This is a genomic window from Kribbella sp. NBC_00382 (assembly GCF_036067295.1).
Classification (GTDB): domain Bacteria; phylum Actinomycetota; class Actinomycetes; order Propionibacteriales; family Kribbellaceae; genus Kribbella.
Window position 1 is genome coordinate 5,034,601 of sequence record NZ_CP107954.1, and the last position, 18,948, is coordinate 5,053,548.

Here is an 18,948-nt window from a genome sequence, read left to right on the forward strand (position 1 = left end):
AGAGAGCATGGCCGGTATGCGCGTGCTGACGGTGAATGTGGTGGAAGGGTTGATTCCGGGGCCCAAGGAGACGGGGTTCACGGCGATCGACAAGTGGCCGCAGGCCGGGCGGGTCGGGGTGGGTTTGCGCGGACTTGCCGGTGACCGCGTGTGCGATACGGAGAACCATGGCCGGCCGGACCAGGCGCTCTACGTTTACGCCGAGGAGGACGCGAACTGGTGGGCCGGTGAGCTCGGGCGAGAGATTCCCAGCGGGCTGTTCGGTGAGAATCTCCGGACCGACGGCCTGGACGTCACCGGGGCCTTACTGGGTGAGGTCTGGCGTCTCGGTGACGAGGTCGAGGTGATGGTCCGCGCTCCACGGATCCCGTGCATCACCTTCCAGCACCGGATGGGCGAACCCCGTTGGGCCAAACGGTTCCATCAAGCAGGTCGTCCGGGTGCATATCTGCGGGTCGTCCGCACCGGGTCGATCGCGGCCGGGGACCCGATCACGATTGTTCATCGCCCTGACCACGAGGTCACCATCGGCCACTTCTTCGGTGACCAGAATCCGGCGAAGATGCAGGCCATGCTCGATTCGGGCGTCGACCTGTGGGACGAGATCCGCGACACCGCGAAGCGGGTCGCTGCCCGTCACTCGGTCGGTCTCGGCGCGGAGTACAAGGAGCTGTGAAGGGGCTGATTCCAGAGCCGGGGCCGCTGCGGCCGCTGGCTCTCGCGACGCTGCTCAGCCGGGTCGGCAACGGGCTGCTGATGACGGTCAGCGTGCTCTACTTCAACCGCATCGTCGGCCTGTCGATCGCGCAGATCGGTCTCGGGCTGACCATCGCGGGACTCTTCGGCCTGCTGGCCGGCATCCCACTCGGGCACCTGGCCGACCGCCGTGGACCGCGCACGCTGTTCGTCATCCTGGGCGCGTCCGTCGCCGTACTGTCCCTGTCCTACCTGCTGGTGGAGACGTTCTGGCAGTTCCTCGGCGTCGCCATCGTCCTGACGATCCTGGACCGCGGAGCCGGCAGCGTCCGGGCAGCGCTGATCGGCGCCGTGACCACTGGCAGCGGCCGGGTGGCTGCTCGCGCCTACCTGCGGGCGATCACCAATATCGGCATCATGGCCGGCGCCGGTGTCGGAGCGCTCGCGCTGCACTTCGACACCGCCCTGGCCTACCGGGTGATGTTCGTGCTCGACTCCGTTCTCACTCTCACCTCGGCCTTCGTCATCCTGGCCGTCCCGCGGGTCGCGCCGCAGCCGAAGAACGAGGACGGCCCGGTCTGGGTCGCGCTGCGCGATCGCGGCTACCTCGCCGTCGCCGCGCTGAATGCCGGGATGTCCATCCACTACGCCGTACTGGACGTCGCGATCCCGCTGTGGGTGGTCGATCACACCCAGGCGCCGCGCTGGACGGTCGCGCTGCTGCTGGTGGTCAACACCGTGGTGGTGTCGCTCTTCCAGGTCAGGTCGAGCCGGGGAATCGCCGATCCGACCAGCGCCGCCAAGGCCACCCGGACGGCAGGATGGTTGCTGCTGGCATCAATGGCCTTGTTCGCCGGCGCCTCAGGTGGCGGGGTCGTCGTTGCAATCACGCTCCTGGTGCTGGGCGCGTTCGTGCAGGTGATCGGGGAGCTGCTGCAGTCGTCGGGCTCGTTCCTGCTCAGCTACGACCTTGCGCCGAACCAGGCCCAGGGGCAGTACCAGGGCGTCTGGGGAACCAGCATGTCGATCAGCACGATGGTGGCGCCGACCGTACTCGCACTGCTGCCGCTCGGCCTCGGCGTGCCGGGGTGGATCATCCTCGGTGTCTGGTTCGCCGTGATCGGCGTCTTGTTCGTACCGGTGGTGCGCTGGGCCGCCACCCGCCAAGCTCAGCAGATGGCGGCCCAGCCCGTTTAGGAGACGGTCAGGCTGTCTGCGTTCGGGCCGCCGTTGGCGGTTGTTGCGACTGCTTTGATCTTGTTGCTTCCGGCCACCAGATTCACGATGATCGTCTTGTCCTGCCAGGTGTCCCAGTTGCCGGTACTGGCGAACGCCAGCCCTGACGAGACGACTGTGCCGTTGACGGAGACGTTCATCGGCCGGTTCACCGTGGTGCCGTTGGCGTACCGGAGTACGACCGTGGCCGGACCCGCGGCAGCCGCGTTGACCGTCCACTCGACGGCGCTGCCGACCGCGTTGTCATAGTTGACGAAACCGCGACCGGTGAAGCCCGTGTGGTTCGACTCGACCACGCCGGACGTGATCGTCGCGTCCTCGGCCTCGTAGACGACCGGCTGAGGATCAGTCGGGCCGCCGCCGTTGCCGGGGATCGTCTGCGTCGCGGTGTTCCACCCGGACACCCGCACCGACGGCGAGGCGCCGTTCAAATCCGCCGTCCGGTACGACGCCCGCAGCACCACCGTCTCGCCTGGCCAGAGCGAGACCGCGTTGTCGTTCCATTGCACCGGCAGTACAGGCTTGCCCGCCGCCCCGACGATGTGCGCGTCGAGGTAGAAAGCCGGTGTCTTGGCCGTCGACGTGTTCTTCAGCGTCACCGTGGTCGTCGTCGTGTCACCAGCAGCGGTCGTTGAAGCGTTCGCCGAGACGGGCACCTGGGCCAGACTCGAGAGCCCGCTCAGGTCGGCGTAGCTGGTGGTCGGCGTGTAGTACCAGTCGGTGTTGTTCCAGTCGAGCGTGTCCGCCTTCGTGGACAGCCAGTACACATTGCGGCTGACCTCGACGCCCGACGAGTTCGTCAGGACGAGCTTCGCCAAGTACGTCGTCGAGAGCCCGCTGACCGCCGGGATCGTCAAAACAGTCGTCTTCCCACCGTCACCCGGCACCGACACCGACGCGGACTGGTTGAACTTCTCCGTGCCGTCGATGTTGTAGAGCTTGACCGAGGCCGTCAGCCCGGAGGCCGCCGCGTGGTTCTGGTTGATCACGGCAACGGACTTGGTGTCGTAGGAGTACTGGATGTGCAGCGGCTCGTTCGCCTTCTTGGCGCCGTAGTACGCGCCGTTCTGGTCGAGGTACGTGTCGAACAGCTGCCAGTGCAGCGACGTCCAGCCGCTGTTGAGCATCCAGTAGATCAACCCGGTCGACGGGTTCGACGAGTCGGTGAAGTTCCGGTTGTGCGACTCGAACTCGGACCGCACGTTCTCGTACGCCGCCAGCTGAGCTTTCTTGACGTAGTCGGCCAGGTTCGCAGGAGCTCCGTACCGGCCGGTCAGCGCGTTGCCGAACAGCTTCAGGTTGCCGAAGGTCGACGACGAGGACCGGTGGTACTGCGTCGCCGCCGGGTTCTTCCAGAGCACGTCGAGCTCGGCGGGCGTCAACATCCGCTGCAGCGTGTCCATGGTCGGGATGTCCGGTCCGGCCGAGGTCTCCGAGTTGAAGCCCCAGGCGCCGCCGGAGTCGGTGTGCGCCTTGTCGTACCAGTAGTTCGGCGGCACGTAGTCGTAGGGCCCGTTCATCTTCATCCCGGAGCTGCCGAGCTGCGGCGACGACTTCGCCGACGCGGCCGGGATCACCGGGGTCTTCCAGTCCGCGGCGTTCAGCGCGTCCAGGTAGTTCTTCTCGATCGTCGCGTTCGGCGCGAAGTCGCTGCCGATCAGGAACGTCAGCACGCTCGGGTGGTTGCGCAGCCGCTCGGCCTCGGCCGTCATCGACGACTTGGCGGTCACATAGTCCTCGGCGGTCCAGGTGTTGCCCTGCTCGCCGCCGTTGACCTGGCCTTCCCACTTGTCGCAGCATTCCCAGCCGGGCATGGTCAGGACGCCCAGCTGGTCGGCCAGGTCGAAGAACTCGTCGGGTTCGATGTGTCCCTCGAGCCGGACCGTGTTGAGGCCCAGATCCTTGACGTACTTGAGCTTGTCGGCCGCGTACTTCGCATCCCAGCGCAGGAACAGATCCGGCGACCAGCCACCACCCTTGACCAGCAACGGCCGGCCATTGATCGAGTACGCCCGCCCGCCACTGCTGTTGAGCGGCGCCTTCACGTCCCGTACTCCGAACTTCTCCGACGCGCTGTCAGACGTAATACCGGACACCGACGCGGTCACGTCGAAGGAGTAGAGCGGCTGCCCGCCCATCCCAGCCGGCCACCACACATTCGGGTTGTCCACCCCGACCGTGGCGAACGTGACGGTCTTCTTCTCCTTGGCCGCAAGGGAGATCGACTGACTGACCGGTACGCCGGCCACGGTACCGCTGACCGTCGTCGTCACGGCCGCCGTCGAGTCGTTGCGGACATCGACCTTGGGCGTCAGGTCGACGTGGTTGAGCGCCGGGACCGTCAGCTTGGTGACGACATGGGCGTTCCGCAGCGCGACGGGACCGCTGTGCCGGACGACGACGTCGCGGACGATCCCCATGTTCTGGTCGGGCGGCGTCTGGGCCCAGTCGATCCAGCCCATCGTGAGGTCGTTGTTCGGGTCGTTCGGGTAGACCTTGAACGCGACCGAGTTGCTGCCGGCATGGACCTGCGCGGTGATGTCGAGGTCATGCCGGGTGTACGCGCCGGCGGTCTGGGTCTTGTCGGCCACCCGGACCCCGTTGACCCAGACGTCGGTACGGGACAGTACGCCGCTGAAGTCAAGGTAGGTGCGTTGACTCGGGTCAGTCACCTGGATGTCGGAGCGGTACCACCACGGCACGGTGAACTGGGCCTTGTCGACGTTCTTCATGTTGGTCGAGAAGAACGGGTCCGGGTACTTGTTGTTCTGCAGCAACCCGGCGAACACGGTCGAGCGCGACGAGACCGGCAGCCAGCCGGTGGTCGGGAAGCCCGGCTTGGTGACGGCGGAGTCGTCGGAGACCTGGGCAGAGGTCTGCAACAGGAAGCTCGGGATCGCAGCGGCAGACGGTGCTGCCTCTGCTCTGGGCAAGGCGCCGGCGGCGGGGATCGCCGTACAGACGCCGGCGACCAGGGCGGTCGCGAGTAACCAATGGGGCAAGCGCAGCATGGATGGGCCTCCTGGGGCGGGAGTGGGCCGCTGATCGTTAAGAAAGTTTCCTAATAATCAAAGCCGATGCTAACGCCGCGAGAACCCGCTGACAACGGACAGCGCAGGATTGACTCCGCCGTGTCAGGGCGTCAGTGGGTGGGTTCCACGTAGCCGAGCGCCGCGGAGATCTTGCGGGCCGCCTCGATCGCGGCCGGTGCCATCAGGGCTACCTGGGCGATCGACTGCTCCAGCGACAGTGTCGAGATGCTGACTGCGGCGATCGCCGTACCGGTGTGGTCGTGGATGACTGCAGCGACGCAGCGGATGCCGGGCTCGTTCTCTTCGTCATCCAGGGCATAGCCGCGGGACCGGACCTGGATCAGGTCGGCCTTCAGCGAGGCTGCGGTGGTGTGAGTCAGGGGAGTGCGGGCGGGCAGGCCGGTACGGGTGACTAGTGCGTCGAGCGCCTCATCGTCCTTCTCGGCGAGCAGCGCCTTGCCGATGCCGGTGCAGTGCAGCCAGAACGCCTTACCCACGCGCGAAGGCATCCGGTACGGCTTGGGGCCGTCGAGCCGGGCGACGTAGATCGCCTCGTCGCCGTTGAGCAGACCGACGTGGACAGTACAGCGGGTCTGGGCGACCAGGTCGGCCAGTACCGGCCGGGCAACCGTGGCCAGGTCGACGTTGGTGAGCGCGTGGCCGGCGAGCCGCAGCGCCTTCGGGCCTGGGTGGTACGAACCGTCCTCGGACTGCGCGACGAATTCGTGTTCGACGAGCGAGGCCATGATCCGGTGCACGGTCGATTTGGCCAGGCCGGTGGCCGTCACCACGTCGGTGAACCGGGAGTGCTCGAGGACGGCATCGAGCACCATCAGCGTCTTGTCGATGGCCGAGGGCGAACTCATGTCGCTCATCCTGTCACCTCTTATCTGGCTAGCCAGCCACCGTCGACGGCCAGTACGTGTCCGTTGACGTAGTCGGATGCTTCCGAGGCCAGGAAGACCGCGGCGCCGACCAGGTCCTCGGGCCGGCCCCAGCGACCGGCCGGGATGCGGTCACGAATGGCCGCCTCCCGGTCCGCGTCGGCCCGTAGATCGGTCGTGTTGTCGGTACTGATGTACCCGGGAGCGATCGCGTTCACCTGTACGCCGGCCGCGCCCCACTCGTTGGCCAGCGCCTTCGTGAGCCCGGCGACCGCATGCTTGCTCGCCGTGTACGCCGGAACCGTGATCCCGCCCTGAAAGCTCAGCAGGGAAGCGATCGTGATGATCTTGCCGCTGCCGTGCGCGACCATCGCCGCACCGATCGGACGAGTGACCGCCCAGGTGGAGTTGAGGTTCACGTCGATCACGTGCTGCCAGTCGGCCGCCCCCGTGGCTGCCGCTGGCGCGCGCCGGATCGTACCGGCGTTGTTGACCAGGATGTCGATTCGGCGACCCGTCGCAGCGGCTCCCTCCACCGCTGCGATCGCCGCCTGTTCGACCGCTGCCGGGTCGGCGAAATCGGCCGTGACGATGGACGCCTCGCCGCCGCCGTTCTCCTTGATCGCTTCCAGCGTGTCTTCCAGGGCGGCGTCGCGCGCCATCAGGATCAGGTCCGCACCGGCCGCTGCCAACCCGGCGGCGATGGCGGCGCCGATACCCCGGCGCGCGCCGGTAACCAATGCGGTCTTGCCCGTGAGGGAGAAAGTCACCGCAAGTCCTTCACGTCGACACCGTCCATGTCCGCGAAGGCCTGGTTCTCGCCGGCCATCGCCCAGACGAAGCTGTACGCCGCGGTGCCGACGCCGGAGTGGAGCGACCAGCTCGGCGAGATGACGGCCTCGCGGTCGGCGATGATCAGGTGCCGGGTCTCCTCGGGCTCGCCCAGCAGGTGCACGATCCGGTCCGACTCGGGCAGCCCGAAGTACAGGTAGCACTCGGTCCGGCGGTCGTGGGTGTGGGCGGGCATCGTGTTCCAAGTGGAGCCCGGGTGCAGGGTGGTCACGCCGAGCACGATCTGGCAGCTCTGCACGCCGTCGGCATGGATGTACTGGTCGATGGTGCGGCGGTTCGCGGTCTGCTGGTCGCCGAGTTCGAGCCGGTTGCCCTCGCCGGGCTGGACGAGCGTGGTCGGGAAGTCGGTGTGCGCTGCCGCGGAGAAGAGGTAGAACGCGGCGTCGGTCCCTTCGAAGACGACCTCGCGGGCGCCGCGGCCGGCGTACAGGCAGGCGCCGGTGACGAGCTCGAACTTGGTGCCGTCGACGGTCACGGTGCCGGGGCCGCCGACGTTGACGATGCCGGCCTCGCGACGCTCGAGGAAGTACTCGCTGCGCAGCTCCGGCCAGGTGCCCAGGGTGAGCGGGCCGCTGACCGGGCTGGCCCCCGCCAGCACGATCCGGTCGTGGTGGGTGAGCACCGCGGTGATCGTGTCCGGGGTGAACAGGTCGTCGACCAGGTACGTCCGGCGCAGCGCGGCGGTGTCGAACCCGGGCACCTGGTCGGGGTGGGTGGCGTGCCTGACCTGGAGGGCTTTCTGCGGCGAATTCACAGAACAAGGTTCTATCTAGCGGAACAATCTGTCAAACCTTGTCCGCGTCATGGGCTGAACGTTCCCGATTGGTGTCGGTCCTTGTTCCACCTATTGACACCTGGTTCTGGTGGATGGAACCTTCCTTCACATTCCGCCCTTGCAGGACAAGCCATCTTGGAGGCTTCCGATGACAGCGCTCGACTGGACGGTGCTGGCCGGCTACTTCGTGCTGATGGTGCTGATCGGCCTCTGGTCGCGCACCAAGATCAAGACGGTGGTGGACTACTTCACCACCGGCGGCCGGATTCCCTGGTGGTTGTCCGGCATCTCGCACCACATGTCCGGCTACAGCGCGGTCATGTTCGTCGCGTTCGCGGCGGTCGCCTACACCTACGGCATCACCGTGTACGTCTGGTGGGCCGTCTCGATCGGCGTCGGGGTCGGCATCGGCGCGTTCATCTTCGCCGCCCGCTGGAACCGGCTGCGGTCCAAGCACGGCGTCGTGTCTCCGCTGGAGTACCTCGCCAAGCGCTACAACGTGCCGACCCAGCAGGTGCTCGCGTACTCCGGCGCGCTGCTGAAGGTCGTCGATATCGCGGCGAAGTGGGTCGCGATCGCCGTCCTGCTGAACGGCTTCACGGGCGTACCGATGCGCTGGGGCATCCTGCTCACCGGTGTGGTGACGATGCTGTACGCGACGCTGGGCGGACTGTGGGCCGACGTGCTGACCGACTTCGGCCAGTTCGTCATCCAGGCCGCGGCCGGGATCGCGATGTTCGTCGGGGTGCTCTCGCACCTGGACGGCATTCCCACGCTGTGGAAGATGTGGGACCAATTGCCCGAGGGGCATGGGTCGGCGCTGAACGGGCCGTATACGCCGATCTTCTTGATCGCATTCCTGTTCATCAAGACCTTCGAGTACAACGGCGGCATGTGGAACCTGGCGCAGCGCTACATGGCGGCACCGTCCGGCTCCGAGGCGAAGCGGTCCGCTCTGCTGTCGTCCGCGCTCTGGCTGGTCTGGCCGCTCGTCCTCTTCATCCCGATGTGCGCCGCGCCGCTGCTGGTGCCCGAGCTGGCGAAGCCCGAACAGTCGTACGTCGCCTTGTCGCAACTGCTGCTCCCGAGCGGTCTGATCGGGCTGGTCCTGGCCGGCTTCTTCTCGCACACGATGGCGATGGTGGCCTCGGACGCGAACGCGATCTCGTCGGTGATCACCCGCGACCTCGGCCCGGTCCTGGTGCCGAAGCTGCGCACGTTGAGCGACGCGGGCATCCTCAAGTTCGCCCGGTACACCACGTTCACCTTCGTCACGGCGAGCATGCTGATCGCGATCATCACCAACGGTCAGGGCGTCGTGCTCAAGATCGTCGTGGACCTGGTGGCGGCGACGATGGGACCGATCGCGATCCCGTTGATGCTCGGTCTGCTGCCGTGGTTCCGGCGGTCCGGGTCGCGCGCGGCGATCGCCTCCTGGGCAGCCGGCCTGATCGTCTGGTCGATCGTCAAGTGGGGCATCGGCTCCACCGACACCACGTTGGTCGTCGCGTTGCCGCTGGCAACTTCCCTGGTCGTGTACGTCGGCCTCGGCCTGCTGCTACCCGAACGCCGCGAGTCCGTAGACGCGCTCCTCGACTCCCTGAACTCCGACCCCGACAAGTCCGACGAGGTGCTCGCCAGGCGAACAGCCGCCGTCAACTGATCCCCGATCTGGAACAATGTTCCACGACGCAGAACCATCGCCCCATCTCTGAGGAGCTGTTTTCCTATGCCGAACATCACCGTCGAACTGCTCTCCGGCCGCACCCTCGACCAGCGCCGCGAGTTCGTCGCCGCCGTCACCGACTCCGCCATCGCCATCCTCGGCGCCAAGCGCGAAGCCGTCCGCATCGTCTTCCAGGAGATCGAGAAGTCCGACGTAGCCAACGGCGGCGTCCTAGTCTCCGACAACTAACCCCACCCACCGCTGCGTCTCGGCCGACGCAGCACCCCGGCCCGGCCCCCTCCCGCCCCTAGGGAAGGCCGGGCCGGTTGGGGTTTCAGCTGAACTTCGCGGCGAGCGACTGTTGGGCGATCGTGGCCAACTGCTCAGCCGTTAGACCGACCTCGTTCATAGCCGCCTGGTGCTCTTGTGAGAGCTTGACGTTGCTCACTCTCGGGTTGTCGGTGTTGAGGGTGACCGGCACGCCGGCGGCCAGGAGCTTGTGGATCTGGTGGTGTGCGTAGCTCGGAGCTGCTCCGGTCTGTGTGTTGCTCGTCAGCGAGACCTCCAGCGTTACGCCGTGCTCAGCCAGCCACTCCATCAGTTGTGGATCCTCAGCGGATCTCACCCCGTGGCCGATGCGCTCGGCACCGAGGTGGTTGACCGTATCCCACACGCTTTGTGGGCCGGCCGCTTCGCCTGCGTGGATGGTTACGTGCAGCCCGGCATCCCGCGCCTTGCCGAAAGCGTCAGAGAACAACTGCGCCGGGAAGTTCGCCTCATCGCCGGCCAGATCGACAGCACAGAAGCTCTCCCGCCGCGACAGCAAGGTCGCCATCTGCTGCTCGGCCGACCCGGCCCCGAGATGCCTGACCACGATCCCGATCAGCCCAACTGGCAGTCCCCGTCGAGCCGACCGCTCCGCGACCGCATCCGACACCGCGTCGATCACAGCTTCAGCCGCCAAACCGGTGTCGTGGGCAATGATCCCCGGGCAGTACCGCAGCTCGAGATAGTCCAGCCCGTCATCGAACGCGTCATCAACAGCCTCGCCAGCAGCGCGGCTCCAGTCGTCCAGCGAGGACAGCACCCCGATCGCGACATCGACCTTCGCCAGGTACGGGAGCAGCCCGCCCTCGGAGCCATCGGCGACGAGCGCAGTACGGGGCTTCGATCGGGACGCGAGCTCGTGGCCGGTCCGGGCGGCGACGTCGAGCACCGTGCTGGTCCGGACGGCCCCTTCGAGGTGCCGGTGCAGGTCGATCAAAGGCAGCGTCATGACATCTCCAGCGTCGCGGCGAAGGTTTCAGCGATCTCACGATCAAGCTCCTGCGGCACAGCCTGTACTCCGGGAGCCGCGGCGCCGGTCGCAACGAGCGCAAGCGACCGCGCCTGAAGCGTAAGCCCGAGATCCATCGCCTCGATCGGATTCCCGCCCGCGCTGACCAGGTTGATCATCCGCGTCTGCGCCAGCACCGTGATCCGACGACCGTCCGGCTGCTCGTACGTCTCATGCAACGCCGTCAGCCGCGCAGAGCGTTCGTCGACGGCAACGGCCGCGCTCGCCGCGGGATCGGTGACCGAGCCACCCGAACGCGCCCCGAGCCGGGTCGGCGGCCCGAGGCGTCGGAGGTCAAGCTCCCACGGGTAGTGCCCGACTCCGGCGATCACCGAATTGTCGGGTAGCGCGGCGATGCCTTCGTCGGTGATGACATCGGGCTGGCCGGTGGCCAGGAACAGCAGCTCGGTCTCGGCGAGGAGCGTGTCGAGCCGGCCGACCTGGTGACCGTCGAGGGCAGCTTCCAGGCGACGGTACGGGTCGAGGTCGGCGACGCTGACCCGAGCGCCCAACTGCCGCAACGTCTGCGCGACTCCGCGGCCGCAGGGTCCGTAGCCGGCCACGGTCGCCCGGGCGCCGGGGATCATCCGGTTGGTCGCGTTCATGAACCCCTGGACCACCGACTGCCCGACTCCCCAGCGGTTCTCGACGAGCAGCTTGAGGTAGCTGTCGTTGATCACGATGACGGGGAACCGCGGCTGGTCCTCGCGTTGCCGCAGGAGCAGGGCGCCGGTCGTCGTCTCCTCGGTGCCGCCGAGGAAATCCGCGGGCAAGCCCTTGTCGAGCAGGGCGCGGATGAGATCGGCGCCGTTGTCGAGGACGAGGTGCGGGTCACAGGACAGCACGTCCTCGAGCCGGGGAGCGTCGTCATCGGCGGCCGCGCGGACATGGACTCCAAGCGTGATGAGCCAGTCGGCGACGTCCTGTCGCGTAGTACCGGGTGAGCCGGTCAGCCAGACTTCGGCGCCGGCTTCGATCAGCAGGGCGCAGAGGACGGCTGTCTTGGGCTCGATGTGCAGGCAGATGGCGATCCGCAGGCCGTTGAGCGGGGTGAGATCGGTGTCGAGCAGGAGGGGCATGTTCTGTGCCGCCCAGCGCACGTCGGCATGGGTGAACAGGGAGAGGTCGTGCATGAGTGATCCTTCGCAGCGAAAGGAGAAAGGTGACGGTCGGCTCGGCTGAACAGCCGCCGGCCTACTGGTACAGGTCGCTGTGGTACGAGTGGTCGCCGAAGATCACCGCGGCACGCACGGCGGATCGGTCCGTCTCACTCAGCACCCTTTGAGGGTAACCCACCTCGGTGGTCGCCTAGGCTTGACCTCATGCGAGTAGGAGTGTTTGGAGCAACCGGTCAGGTCGGCGGCGTGATGCGGCAGTTGCTGGTGGAGCGGAAGTTTCCGGTCGATGAGATCCGGTACTTCGCGTCCGTCCGCTCGGCCGGTAGCCAGCTGGCGTTCGGCGACGAGAAGATCACCGTCGAGGACTCGGCGACGGCCGACTTCACGGGACTCGACCTGGCGCTGTTCTCCAACGGGAAGACGGCCTCGAAGGAGTTCGCCCCGAAGGTCGCCGCGGCGGGCGCCGTCGTGGTCGACAACTCCTCTGGCTGGCGGATGGATCCCGGCGTACCGCTGGTAGTTGCCGAGGTCAACCCTGGCGACCTCGACCACCTGCCCAAGGGCATCGTCGCCAACCCAAACTGCACCACGATGGCCGCGATGCCCGTGCTCGCACCGCTGCACCGCGAGGCCCGCCTGACTCGCTTGATCGTCTCGACCTACCAAGCAGTGTCGGGCTCCGGCGGCGTCGGCGTACGAGAGCTCGAGGAGCAGACCCAGGCACTCGCTGCAGATGCTGGCCGCCTTGCACTCGGCACCGACGGCATCACCCTGCCGCAGCCTTCTGTGTATGCCGGTCCGATCGCCTTCAACGTCCTCCCGCTGGCCGGCTCGATCGTTGCCGACGGCACCGGCGAGACCGACGAGGAGCAGAAGCTCCGCAACGAGAGCCGCAAGATCCTGCACATCCCGGACCTGCTCGTGGCCGGCACCTGCGTCCGCGTCCCCGTCTTCACCGGCCACTCCCTGAGCATCCACGCCGAGTTCGCCGACCCCATCACCCCCGAGCGCGCAACGGAGCTGCTCGCCGCTGCTCCCGGTGTAGAGCTAGCGGACCTGCCGACGCCCCTGCATGCCGCCGGCAACGACCCGTCCTACGTAGGCCGAATCCGCCAGGATCAGTCGGTCCCCGGCAACCGCGGCCTGGTCCTCTTCGTCTCCAACGACAACCTCCGCAAGGGGGCCGCCCTCAACGCGGTCCAAATCGCCGAACTCCTCCAGCAGCGCGCCTAGCCTTCAGCTCTTCCGCCGGCCGAAGAACCCTCGCCGTTTCGGTTCGTCCTGAACGGCGACGGTCACCGGCGTGCCGTCGGCGAGCCCGGTGGTCTGCGCATGGATCTGCCCGGCCAAGTTGATCGCGACCACGAAGTCCATCACCTGGAGATTCGCCGGCTCGATCACCCCACCGAGAACCGGCGGCGTGGTGAAGTCGACGATTTGATCCGCTCCCGGCACCAGCCCGCGCCGCAACGCTGCGTCCGCCAGGTCGATCAGAAGCTCGTCCTGGACCTCAGGCCGATCGAGGTCGGTCTGCAGTTGCTCCTGATCGCTCCAGCGGTGCGTCAGCGTGCCGGCGATCGGATCGAGCAACCAGAAGCCGTCGTCCGCGGCCAGGAAGACGTGACCGAACATCGTCGCGCGGATCGGCCGCTTGCCGGCCAGGTCCAGCCATGCCCATCTCTCCAGCGCACCGGCGTACTGCTCGTCGGTGAAGCTTTTGATGAAGTCCATGGGCGAAGGCTAGGACTGGCTCGGGTCAGCAGCGGTAGTAGTCCTTGGTGTAGATGCCGTTGACGGCTGACAGGGTGTGGTCGTAGCAGCCGCCGGTGCCCGTGGCGCGGTAGCGGACTGTTTGGGTGCCGGTGGCGTGGCGTTGGTCGCGGGGGACGTTGTAGATCCACGCGGCGCGGCCGTCGTAGGTCTCCTCGGTACGCCGATCCGCCAGCGTCACCGGGCCGAGTCGGCTCGTGGTGTGGCTGCGGTCGGCGATGGCGAGGTCGGTGATGACGTCGTACCCGCCGGGGATGGTTGCGTTGGGCAAGAAGCTGATGTAGCCGTCCTTGCTGTACGTCAGGTCGGTGCGGTCGACGCGTGCGCCGGTCGTCACGGTCGAGAGGTCGCGCCAGGACGCGTCGAGGGTGTCGCGGGATTCGCCGGCCTCCCAGACGTGCTTGCTGTCGTTGGTGATCGAGCGTTCTACGGTCGTGCGGATGCGCCCGGCCGACGTGTCGACGTACCCGCTGATCTTGAGCGATCGGGATGCCTTCATCACGACGGATCCGGCGGCGTTCGGCTCGCCGGTGACGTTGTCGGTCTTGGTCAGCGGCGATACGGCGTACGAGGTGAGCTTGCCGTGGGTCTGCTTCGAGTGCGCGTCGGTCCAGACGTGCAGGTTGGGCACCGTGAACCAGCCGCTCTGCCCGGCCGGTACGCCGACCACGTGGACGCGGAACTCGTGCGGCTTGCCGTCGCTGACCAGGCCGGCGAACGGGGTCAGGTCGTACGTCAGCGGCTTGATGTCGAAGGCGCGCGGCGCGGGGGAGGGGCGCCACTCGTACGGGTTCGACCAGCCGCCGGTGTAGATGTACGGGTACGGCAGGGCGATACCGGCTGTCTTGCCGTCGATCTGTACTTCGACCTCACGGTACGGCGAACCGTCCGGGCACGAGTAGCCCGTCTCGACGGGTGCCGAGGTGTCCCAGAACTCCTCACAGCCGCCGCCGGAGCCGGTGACGTAGACCTCACCGAGCAGGCGAGACGTGTTGCGCGGGAGGGTCGCAGTACCGACCAGGTCGGAGTCTTCGCGGCGCTGGTCGGTGAGGGGGAGGACGGCGTTCGCAGTACGGGCCGCTGGGGCGCCGTGGCCGGTTGTGTAGAAGTCGAGCGTGACGACGATGTCGAGGACGCCGGTGTAGGTCTGGTCGACGACGTTGCCGAGCTCCATCACGACCGGCTGGGTGGTCCGCAGCAGGGGGCTGTACGACGTGACGTCCTTCTCGACCTGCCAGCTGATGCCGTCGGGGCTCGGCTCCGGGGTCGACGTGCGGAACACGCCCACGCCACCGATCGTGATGTGGCCGAGGCGGTCGTACTGGACGCCCTTGACCGAGCCCTGCATCCGCAGGACCACCTTCGACCACGGACCGCGGCAGGCGGCCGGGGGCGTGTAGGTGGAGGTGTACGGGTCGAAGTTCTTGAAGCCGTTCCGGACGATCTCCACCGAGCAATGCCGGGTGTTCGGCACCGCGACAGGCGGAGCCGGCGTCCGGGGATCGGAGTAGTCGCTGCCGAACTCCGGCGGCGGCGGGGCCGCCGTCGCCGGGGACAGGAATCCGAGGAATAGGACGGACAGTGAGACGAGAGCCACAGACCGTGCGCGCATGTTGCGGAAACGTAATCGAGATGGTGCGCGTGAGCAAGCGATCGCCATGGCCAGCGCTTGACCCGGACCATTACTGTTCGGTTACTTGACCCCCCGTGGAGGCCAGACATGAAGCCCGTTGCCGACGGTCCCCAGCTCGCGTTGCTCAGCAACCGCAAGGAACACCTCGCGCAGATGTTCCTCGATCGCGTCGCCGCGACGCCCGACCGTGAAGCTTTCAGAGCCCCGACGGGCGACGGCGGCTGGCGGTCCGTCAGCTGGCAGGAGACCGAAGTCCTGGTACGCCGCCGCGCCGCGGGGCTGGTCGCGCTGGGGGTCGAGCCGGAACAGCGGGTCGGTATCGCCGCCAGCACCCGGCTCGAGTGGGTCCAGTGCTACCTCGCGTCGATCCTCGCGGCCGCCGCGACCACGACGATCTACCCGACGACGATGGCGGCTGACGTGTCGTACATCGTGGCGGACGCCGAAGTACAGGTCGTCTTCGCCGAGGACGCCAGCCAGGTCGACAAGCTGCGCGCCCACAAGTCGGACACCCCGTCGCTGCACAAGATCGTGCTGCTCGACGGCGAACCCGACGAGCGCGACGGCGACTGGGTGATCACGCTGGCTGCGCTGGACGCCTTGGGCGCGAAGCAGCTGGAGGCCGAGCCGTCGACGGTCGATGACCGGATCGCGCAGGTCCGGCCCGAGCATCTGTGCACGCTCGTCTACACGTCGGGGACGACCGGCCGGCCGAAGGGTGTGCGGCTGCCGCACTCGGTCTGGACGTACGAAGGCGCGGCGGTGGAGGGCATCCGAGTGCTGAGCCCGGACGACCTGCAGTTGCTGTGGCTGCCGCTGTCGCATGTCTTCGGGCAGGTGCTGCTGGCCGTACAGTTCCAGATCGGCTTCGCGACGGCGATCGACGGGCGGGTCGACAAGATCGTCGAGAACGCGGCGGCGGTCCAGCCGACGTTCATGGCGGCGGCGCCGCGCGTCTTCGAGAAGGCGCACGGGCGGATCGTGACGATGATGGAGTCCGAGGGCGGGGTCAAGGCCAAGCTGTTCCACTGGGCCTTCGGGGTCGGTTCTTCTGTGTCGGCGTTGCGGCAGCAAGGGAAGGAGCCTGGCGGCGTACTGGCTGCTCAGTACGCTCTTGCCGACAAGCTCGTCCTGTCGAAGATCCGGGCGCGGTTCGGTGGGCGGATCCGGTTCTTCGTGTCCGGGTCGGCTGCTTTGGACAAGAAGCTCGCGGAGTGGTTCCACGCTGCTGGGCTGTTGATCCTCGAGGGGTATGGGCTGTCGGAGACTGCGGCTGGGTCGACTTTGAACCGGCCGGATCGGTACCGGTTGGGTAGCGTCGGGCCGATCTTCCCGGCGGCGGAGTTCAGGATCGCCGAGGACGGCGAGATCCTGATCAAGGGTCCTGGGGTGATGAGCGGCTATCACAACCTGCCGGAGCAGACGGCCGAGGTGATCGATGCCGACGGGTGGTTCCATACCGGGGACATCGGGCACTTCGAGGACGAGTTCCTCTTCATCACGGACCGGAAGAAGGACCTCTTCAAGACGTCTGGCGGGAAGTATGTCGCTCCGCAGGTGATCGAGGGGCGCTTCAAGATGATCTGCCCGTACGCCAGCCAGTTCCTTGTCCACGGCAACCAACGCAACTTCGTCAGCGCCCTGGTGACGCTCGACCCTGAAGCGATCCAGCCGTGGGCTGACGCGAACGGCCTGGCGGGGAAGTCGTACGCCGAGATCGTCACCTCTTCTGCCGCGCAGAAGCTCGTCCAGGGCTATGTCGACGAGTTGAACGCCGGCCTCAACCGCTGGGAAACCATCAAGAAATTCACCATCCTCGACCGCGACCTGACGGTAGAGAGCGGCGAGATGACCCCCAGCCTCAAGCTGAAGCGCAAGTACGTCGAGACGACCTACGGAGACCTCCTCGACAAAATGTACGACTAAGGAAACACCCCACGCCGGCTCCGCCGTCCGCTCCTTCGTCGCGTCCGCGTTCGCTGAGCTCCCGCCCACCCTGGGCGCGGGCTCCTACGTCGCCCGCTTGGTGACAGCGTTGCGTGGGAGCCCGCCGTTGCGGGTGACTGTGGTTGGGCGGACGTTGCGGCGCAGCCCCGCTTGGTCCGGCCGGTGTGGACGAGCTGACCCCACGCTGGCTCCGCCGTCCGCTCCTTCGTCGCGTCCGCGTTCGCTAGCTCCCGCCCACCCCGGAACGCAAGTTCCTCCGTCACCCGCTTGGCGAAGGCGATGGGTGGGCGCCCGGCGTTGGGGGGCGAGGTGGTTGTCGCCGTTGCGGCGCCGGCTCCGATTGAGTCGGCCGGCGCCGCGTTGTTGGCTTGGCTGCGTGGCTTCGGCGCCAAGCCATTGCCTATGACAACCGAACCGGTACTCGAGGACTAGCTGGTGCGGAAGGCGGTGGTGAAGTGGTCGGCGGCCTCTTGCTGGGCCTGTTGGGCCTTGTCGAGTACTGCGGCGGCGCCGAAGAACTCGTGCATCATGCCGTCGTAGCGGCTGCTGGTGACTGCAACGCCGGCTGTCTCCAGGTTCGTGGCGAACTGCTCGCCCTGGCTGCGTAGTACGTCGCGTTCGTCGGTGATCACGAGCGTTGCGGGGAGTCCTGCCAGCTCCTCCTTGCTGAGGTCTAGCAAGGCGATCCGGGGATCGGTGGCTGCTTCCGGTACGCCGTGGAAGGCGTGCATGGCCATCCACGATAGGAGCGGCCTGTTCAGCGGCCGGGCATCGGCCGCGTCCGCGAACGAGTCACCCCACTGCTCAGCTGTCGTCAGCGGATAGACCAGCACCTGGGCGACAGGCAGAGGTTCGCCGGCCTCCTGCAATTGCAGGGAGGTCGCCGCGGCGAGTGTTCCGCCGACCGACTCGCCACCGATGGCGATCCGGGCCGGATCGCCACCGAGTTGGCTGGCGTTGGTCTGGAGCCAGCGGTAGGTAGCGAGTACGTCGTCGTGAGCGGCCGGGAACACGTTCTCGGGTGCCCGTCGGTACTCGGGCGACACGACGATCGCGCCGGTCTTGTTCACCAGTCCGCGGCAGGAAGCGTCGTAGGTGTCCACGTCGTACAGGACGAACCCGCCACCGTGGATCCAGAGGATCACCGGCAACGGTGCCGATCCGGCACCTTCGGGCTGGTAGATCCTGACCGGCAGCTCGCCGCCGGCGGTGCCGAGCAGATTGATGTCTTCGACCGACCCGACCGGCTCGGGATCAGTCGACTTGCCATCAGCTTCAAGGATCTTGTGGACGGCGTCGACCAAGGTGGGCTGGCGGCGGGCTTGCTCGGGTTTGAGGATCTCGAGCGGCTTCGGGTCGAGACCGGCGAAAGTGTCGATGAGTCGCTGCGCTTGTGGGTCGAGCAGGCCGGAGGCATCGGTTCCGAGGACGTGGATTCGCCCGCTCGCCTTGTCGCGTAGCTTGTCGATTACTGCCGCACCTGCGTCGGCCAGCTTGTGGCCGAGGCCGCTCGACGGCCCGGCCGGGTGGGAGTAGGTCGGTGCTGTGCGTTTCGCCGCGAGGAACTCCTCGCCCAGTTCGGCCATTCGCTCGGCGCCGGCGCCGTAGCGCATTTCTGGCAGGAAGATCGTCTCTTCCTCGTTGGCGTGCTCGCGAATGTCCTTGATGATGGCGGCAAGCGCCCGCTCGAACTCGGGCTCGCCCGGCTCGGTCCGTTCGACGGTCTTGACGAGGTCCTTGACCTCCGCGTGCTCGGCGATCAGCTCCTCGGCGTCGTCGTTGCGGCCGAGGCGCTGGAGTTCGGGGTAGAAGGTGCGCTCTTCCGCATCGGCGTGCAGGGCGACCTGGAAGCAGATCTGATCGGCGAGGACCTGTCGGTCGCCACGACCAGCCTCGATGTGCTCGAAAAGCCGGTTCACCGCGGCATGGTCGTTGGTGATCATGTGGTCGACGTCGCCGGGTTGGGTCGGGTAAGGCAGTGCCATTGTCCGAGCTCCTGAAAC

The 18,948-nt window shown here is 67.1% G+C and carries 15 protein-coding genes; 6 read left to right on the forward strand and 9 right to left on the reverse strand.

The features are described 5' to 3' along the window. Window positions 1-16 precede the first annotated feature (16 nt). Window positions 17-676, forward strand: coding sequence for an MOSC domain-containing protein (locus OHA70_RS24305; RefSeq protein WP_328321408.1), 660 nt, complete (start codon window positions 17-19; stop codon window positions 674-676). Further along, a complete protein-coding gene (locus OHA70_RS24310; protein WP_328321410.1) occupies window positions 673-1,893 on the forward strand; it encodes an MFS transporter in 1,221 nt (406 codons plus the stop codon). The genes OHA70_RS24305 and OHA70_RS24310 overlap by 4 nt, the downstream gene beginning before the upstream one ends. Here the strand turns inward: OHA70_RS24310 and OHA70_RS24315 are convergent. The 4 genes from OHA70_RS24315 to kduI all read right to left on the reverse strand — a co-directional run bounded on the left by OHA70_RS24315 (window position 1,890) and on the right by kduI (window position 7,454). Next, a complete protein-coding gene (locus OHA70_RS24315; RefSeq protein ID WP_328321412.1) occupies window positions 1,890-4,943 on the reverse strand; it encodes a glycosyl hydrolase 2 galactose-binding domain-containing protein in 3,054 nt (1,017 codons plus the stop codon). The two genes, OHA70_RS24310 and OHA70_RS24315, sit on opposite strands and share 4 nt — an antisense overlap. 131 nt (window positions 4,944-5,074) lie before the next feature. Continuing rightward, window positions 5,075-5,839, reverse strand: coding sequence for an IclR family transcriptional regulator (locus OHA70_RS24320; protein WP_328321414.1), 765 nt, complete (start codon window positions 5,837-5,839; stop codon window positions 5,075-5,077). A gap of 11 nt (window positions 5,840-5,850) precedes the next feature. After that, window positions 5,851-6,618 carry an SDR family oxidoreductase gene (locus OHA70_RS24325; RefSeq protein WP_328321416.1) on the reverse strand — a complete coding sequence of 256 codons (768 nt, stop codon included), beginning with the start codon at window positions 6,616-6,618 and terminating at the stop codon, window positions 5,851-5,853. Further along, on the reverse strand, window positions 6,615-7,454 hold the full coding sequence (kduI, locus tag OHA70_RS24330; protein ID WP_328321418.1) for a 5-dehydro-4-deoxy-D-glucuronate isomerase: 840 nt from the start codon (window positions 7,452-7,454) through the stop codon (window positions 6,615-6,617). Before kduI ends, OHA70_RS24325 begins: the two co-directional genes overlap by 4 nt. Window positions 7,455-7,623: 169 nt before the next feature. Between kduI and OHA70_RS24335 the strand changes: the two genes are divergently transcribed. Together OHA70_RS24335 and OHA70_RS24340 are read left to right on the forward strand one after the other, a co-directional pair. Further along, window positions 7,624-9,138 carry a sodium:solute symporter family protein gene (locus OHA70_RS24335; RefSeq protein WP_328321420.1) on the forward strand — a complete coding sequence of 505 codons (1,515 nt, stop codon included), beginning with the start codon at window positions 7,624-7,626 and terminating at the stop codon, window positions 9,136-9,138. 66 nt (window positions 9,139-9,204) lie between these two features. Next, window positions 9,205-9,390, forward strand: coding sequence for a tautomerase family protein (locus OHA70_RS24340; RefSeq protein WP_328321422.1), 186 nt, complete (start codon window positions 9,205-9,207; stop codon window positions 9,388-9,390). An 85-nt stretch (window positions 9,391-9,475) separates the two neighbouring features. Here the strand turns inward: OHA70_RS24340 and add are convergent, their stop codons facing one another. Together add and OHA70_RS24350 are read right to left on the reverse strand one after the other, a co-directional pair. After that, entirely contained in the window at window positions 9,476-10,417 is a 942-nt protein-coding gene (gene add / locus OHA70_RS24345; RefSeq protein ID WP_328321424.1) for an adenosine deaminase, read from the reverse strand. Then, window positions 10,414-11,610 (reverse strand): adenosylhomocysteinase, encoded by a 1,197-nt coding sequence (locus OHA70_RS24350; RefSeq protein WP_328321426.1) that lies wholly within the window; start codon window positions 11,608-11,610, stop codon window positions 10,414-10,416. The genes add and OHA70_RS24350 overlap by 4 nt, the downstream gene beginning before the upstream one ends. A gap of 189 nt (window positions 11,611-11,799) precedes the next feature. On the opposite strand from OHA70_RS24350, the gene OHA70_RS24355 reads away from it, so the two are divergent. Next, window positions 11,800-12,828 (forward strand): aspartate-semialdehyde dehydrogenase, encoded by a 1,029-nt coding sequence (locus tag OHA70_RS24355; protein WP_328321428.1) that lies wholly within the window; start codon window positions 11,800-11,802, stop codon window positions 12,826-12,828. 3 nt (window positions 12,829-12,831) lie between these two features. On the opposite strand, the gene OHA70_RS24360 is transcribed toward OHA70_RS24355, so the two are convergent. Both OHA70_RS24360 and OHA70_RS24365 read right to left on the reverse strand, forming a co-directional pair. After that, complete coding sequence (locus OHA70_RS24360; RefSeq protein ID WP_328321430.1) at window positions 12,832-13,326, reverse strand: hypothetical protein; 495 nt, start codon at window positions 13,324-13,326, stop codon at window positions 12,832-12,834. A gap of 25 nt (window positions 13,327-13,351) precedes the next feature. Next, entirely contained in the window at window positions 13,352-14,977 is a 1,626-nt protein-coding gene (locus tag OHA70_RS24365) for a peptide-N4-asparagine amidase (protein WP_328321432.1), read from the reverse strand. A 108-nt stretch (window positions 14,978-15,085) separates the two neighbouring features. Between OHA70_RS24365 and OHA70_RS24370 the strand changes: the two genes are divergently transcribed. After that, a complete protein-coding gene (locus OHA70_RS24370; RefSeq protein WP_328321434.1) occupies window positions 15,086-16,924 on the forward strand; it encodes an AMP-dependent synthetase/ligase in 1,839 nt (612 codons plus the stop codon). A 449-nt stretch (window positions 16,925-17,373) separates the two neighbouring features. Here the strand turns inward: OHA70_RS24370 and OHA70_RS24375 are convergent, their stop codons facing one another. Next, the gene (locus tag OHA70_RS24375; RefSeq protein WP_328321436.1) at window positions 17,374-18,930 is read right to left on the reverse strand and encodes an alpha/beta hydrolase fold domain-containing protein; all 1,557 of its coding nucleotides are present in this window, start codon (window positions 18,928-18,930) and stop codon (window positions 17,374-17,376) included. Window positions 18,931-18,948: the final 18 nt, after the last annotated feature.

Bases quoted from the DNA above. Each gene is read 5' to 3' on its own strand.
- OHA70_RS24305 (WP_328321408.1), top strand. From the start codon at position 17: ATGCGCGTGCTGACGGTGAATGTGGTGGAAGGGTTGATTCCGGGGCCC.
- OHA70_RS24315 (WP_328321412.1), bottom strand. From the start codon at position 4,943: ATGCTGCGCTTGCCCCATTGGTTACTCGCGACCGCCCTGGTCGCCGGC.
- OHA70_RS24320 (WP_328321414.1), bottom strand. From the start codon at position 5,839: ATGAGCGACATGAGTTCGCCCTCGGCCATCGACAAGACGCTGATGGTG.
- OHA70_RS24335 (WP_328321420.1), top strand. From the start codon at position 7,624: ATGACAGCGCTCGACTGGACGGTGCTGGCCGGCTACTTCGTGCTGATG.
- OHA70_RS24340 (WP_328321422.1), top strand. From the start codon at position 9,205: ATGCCGAACATCACCGTCGAACTGCTCTCCGGCCGCACCCTCGACCAG.
- add (WP_328321424.1), bottom strand. From the start codon at position 10,417: ATGACGCTGCCTTTGATCGACCTGCACCGGCACCTCGAAGGGGCCGTC.
- OHA70_RS24350 (WP_328321426.1), bottom strand. From the start codon at position 11,610: ATGCACGACCTCTCCCTGTTCACCCATGCCGACGTGCGCTGGGCGGCA.
- OHA70_RS24355 (WP_328321428.1), top strand. From the start codon at position 11,800: ATGCGAGTAGGAGTGTTTGGAGCAACCGGTCAGGTCGGCGGCGTGATG.
- OHA70_RS24360 (WP_328321430.1), bottom strand. From the start codon at position 13,326: ATGGACTTCATCAAAAGCTTCACCGACGAGCAGTACGCCGGTGCGCTG.
- OHA70_RS24365 (WP_328321432.1), bottom strand. From the start codon at position 14,977: ATGCGCGCACGGTCTGTGGCTCTCGTCTCACTGTCCGTCCTATTCCTC.
- OHA70_RS24370 (WP_328321434.1), top strand. From the start codon at position 15,086: ATGAAGCCCGTTGCCGACGGTCCCCAGCTCGCGTTGCTCAGCAACCGC.
- OHA70_RS24375 (WP_328321436.1), bottom strand. From the start codon at position 18,930: ATGGCACTGCCTTACCCGACCCAACCCGGCGACGTCGACCACATGATC.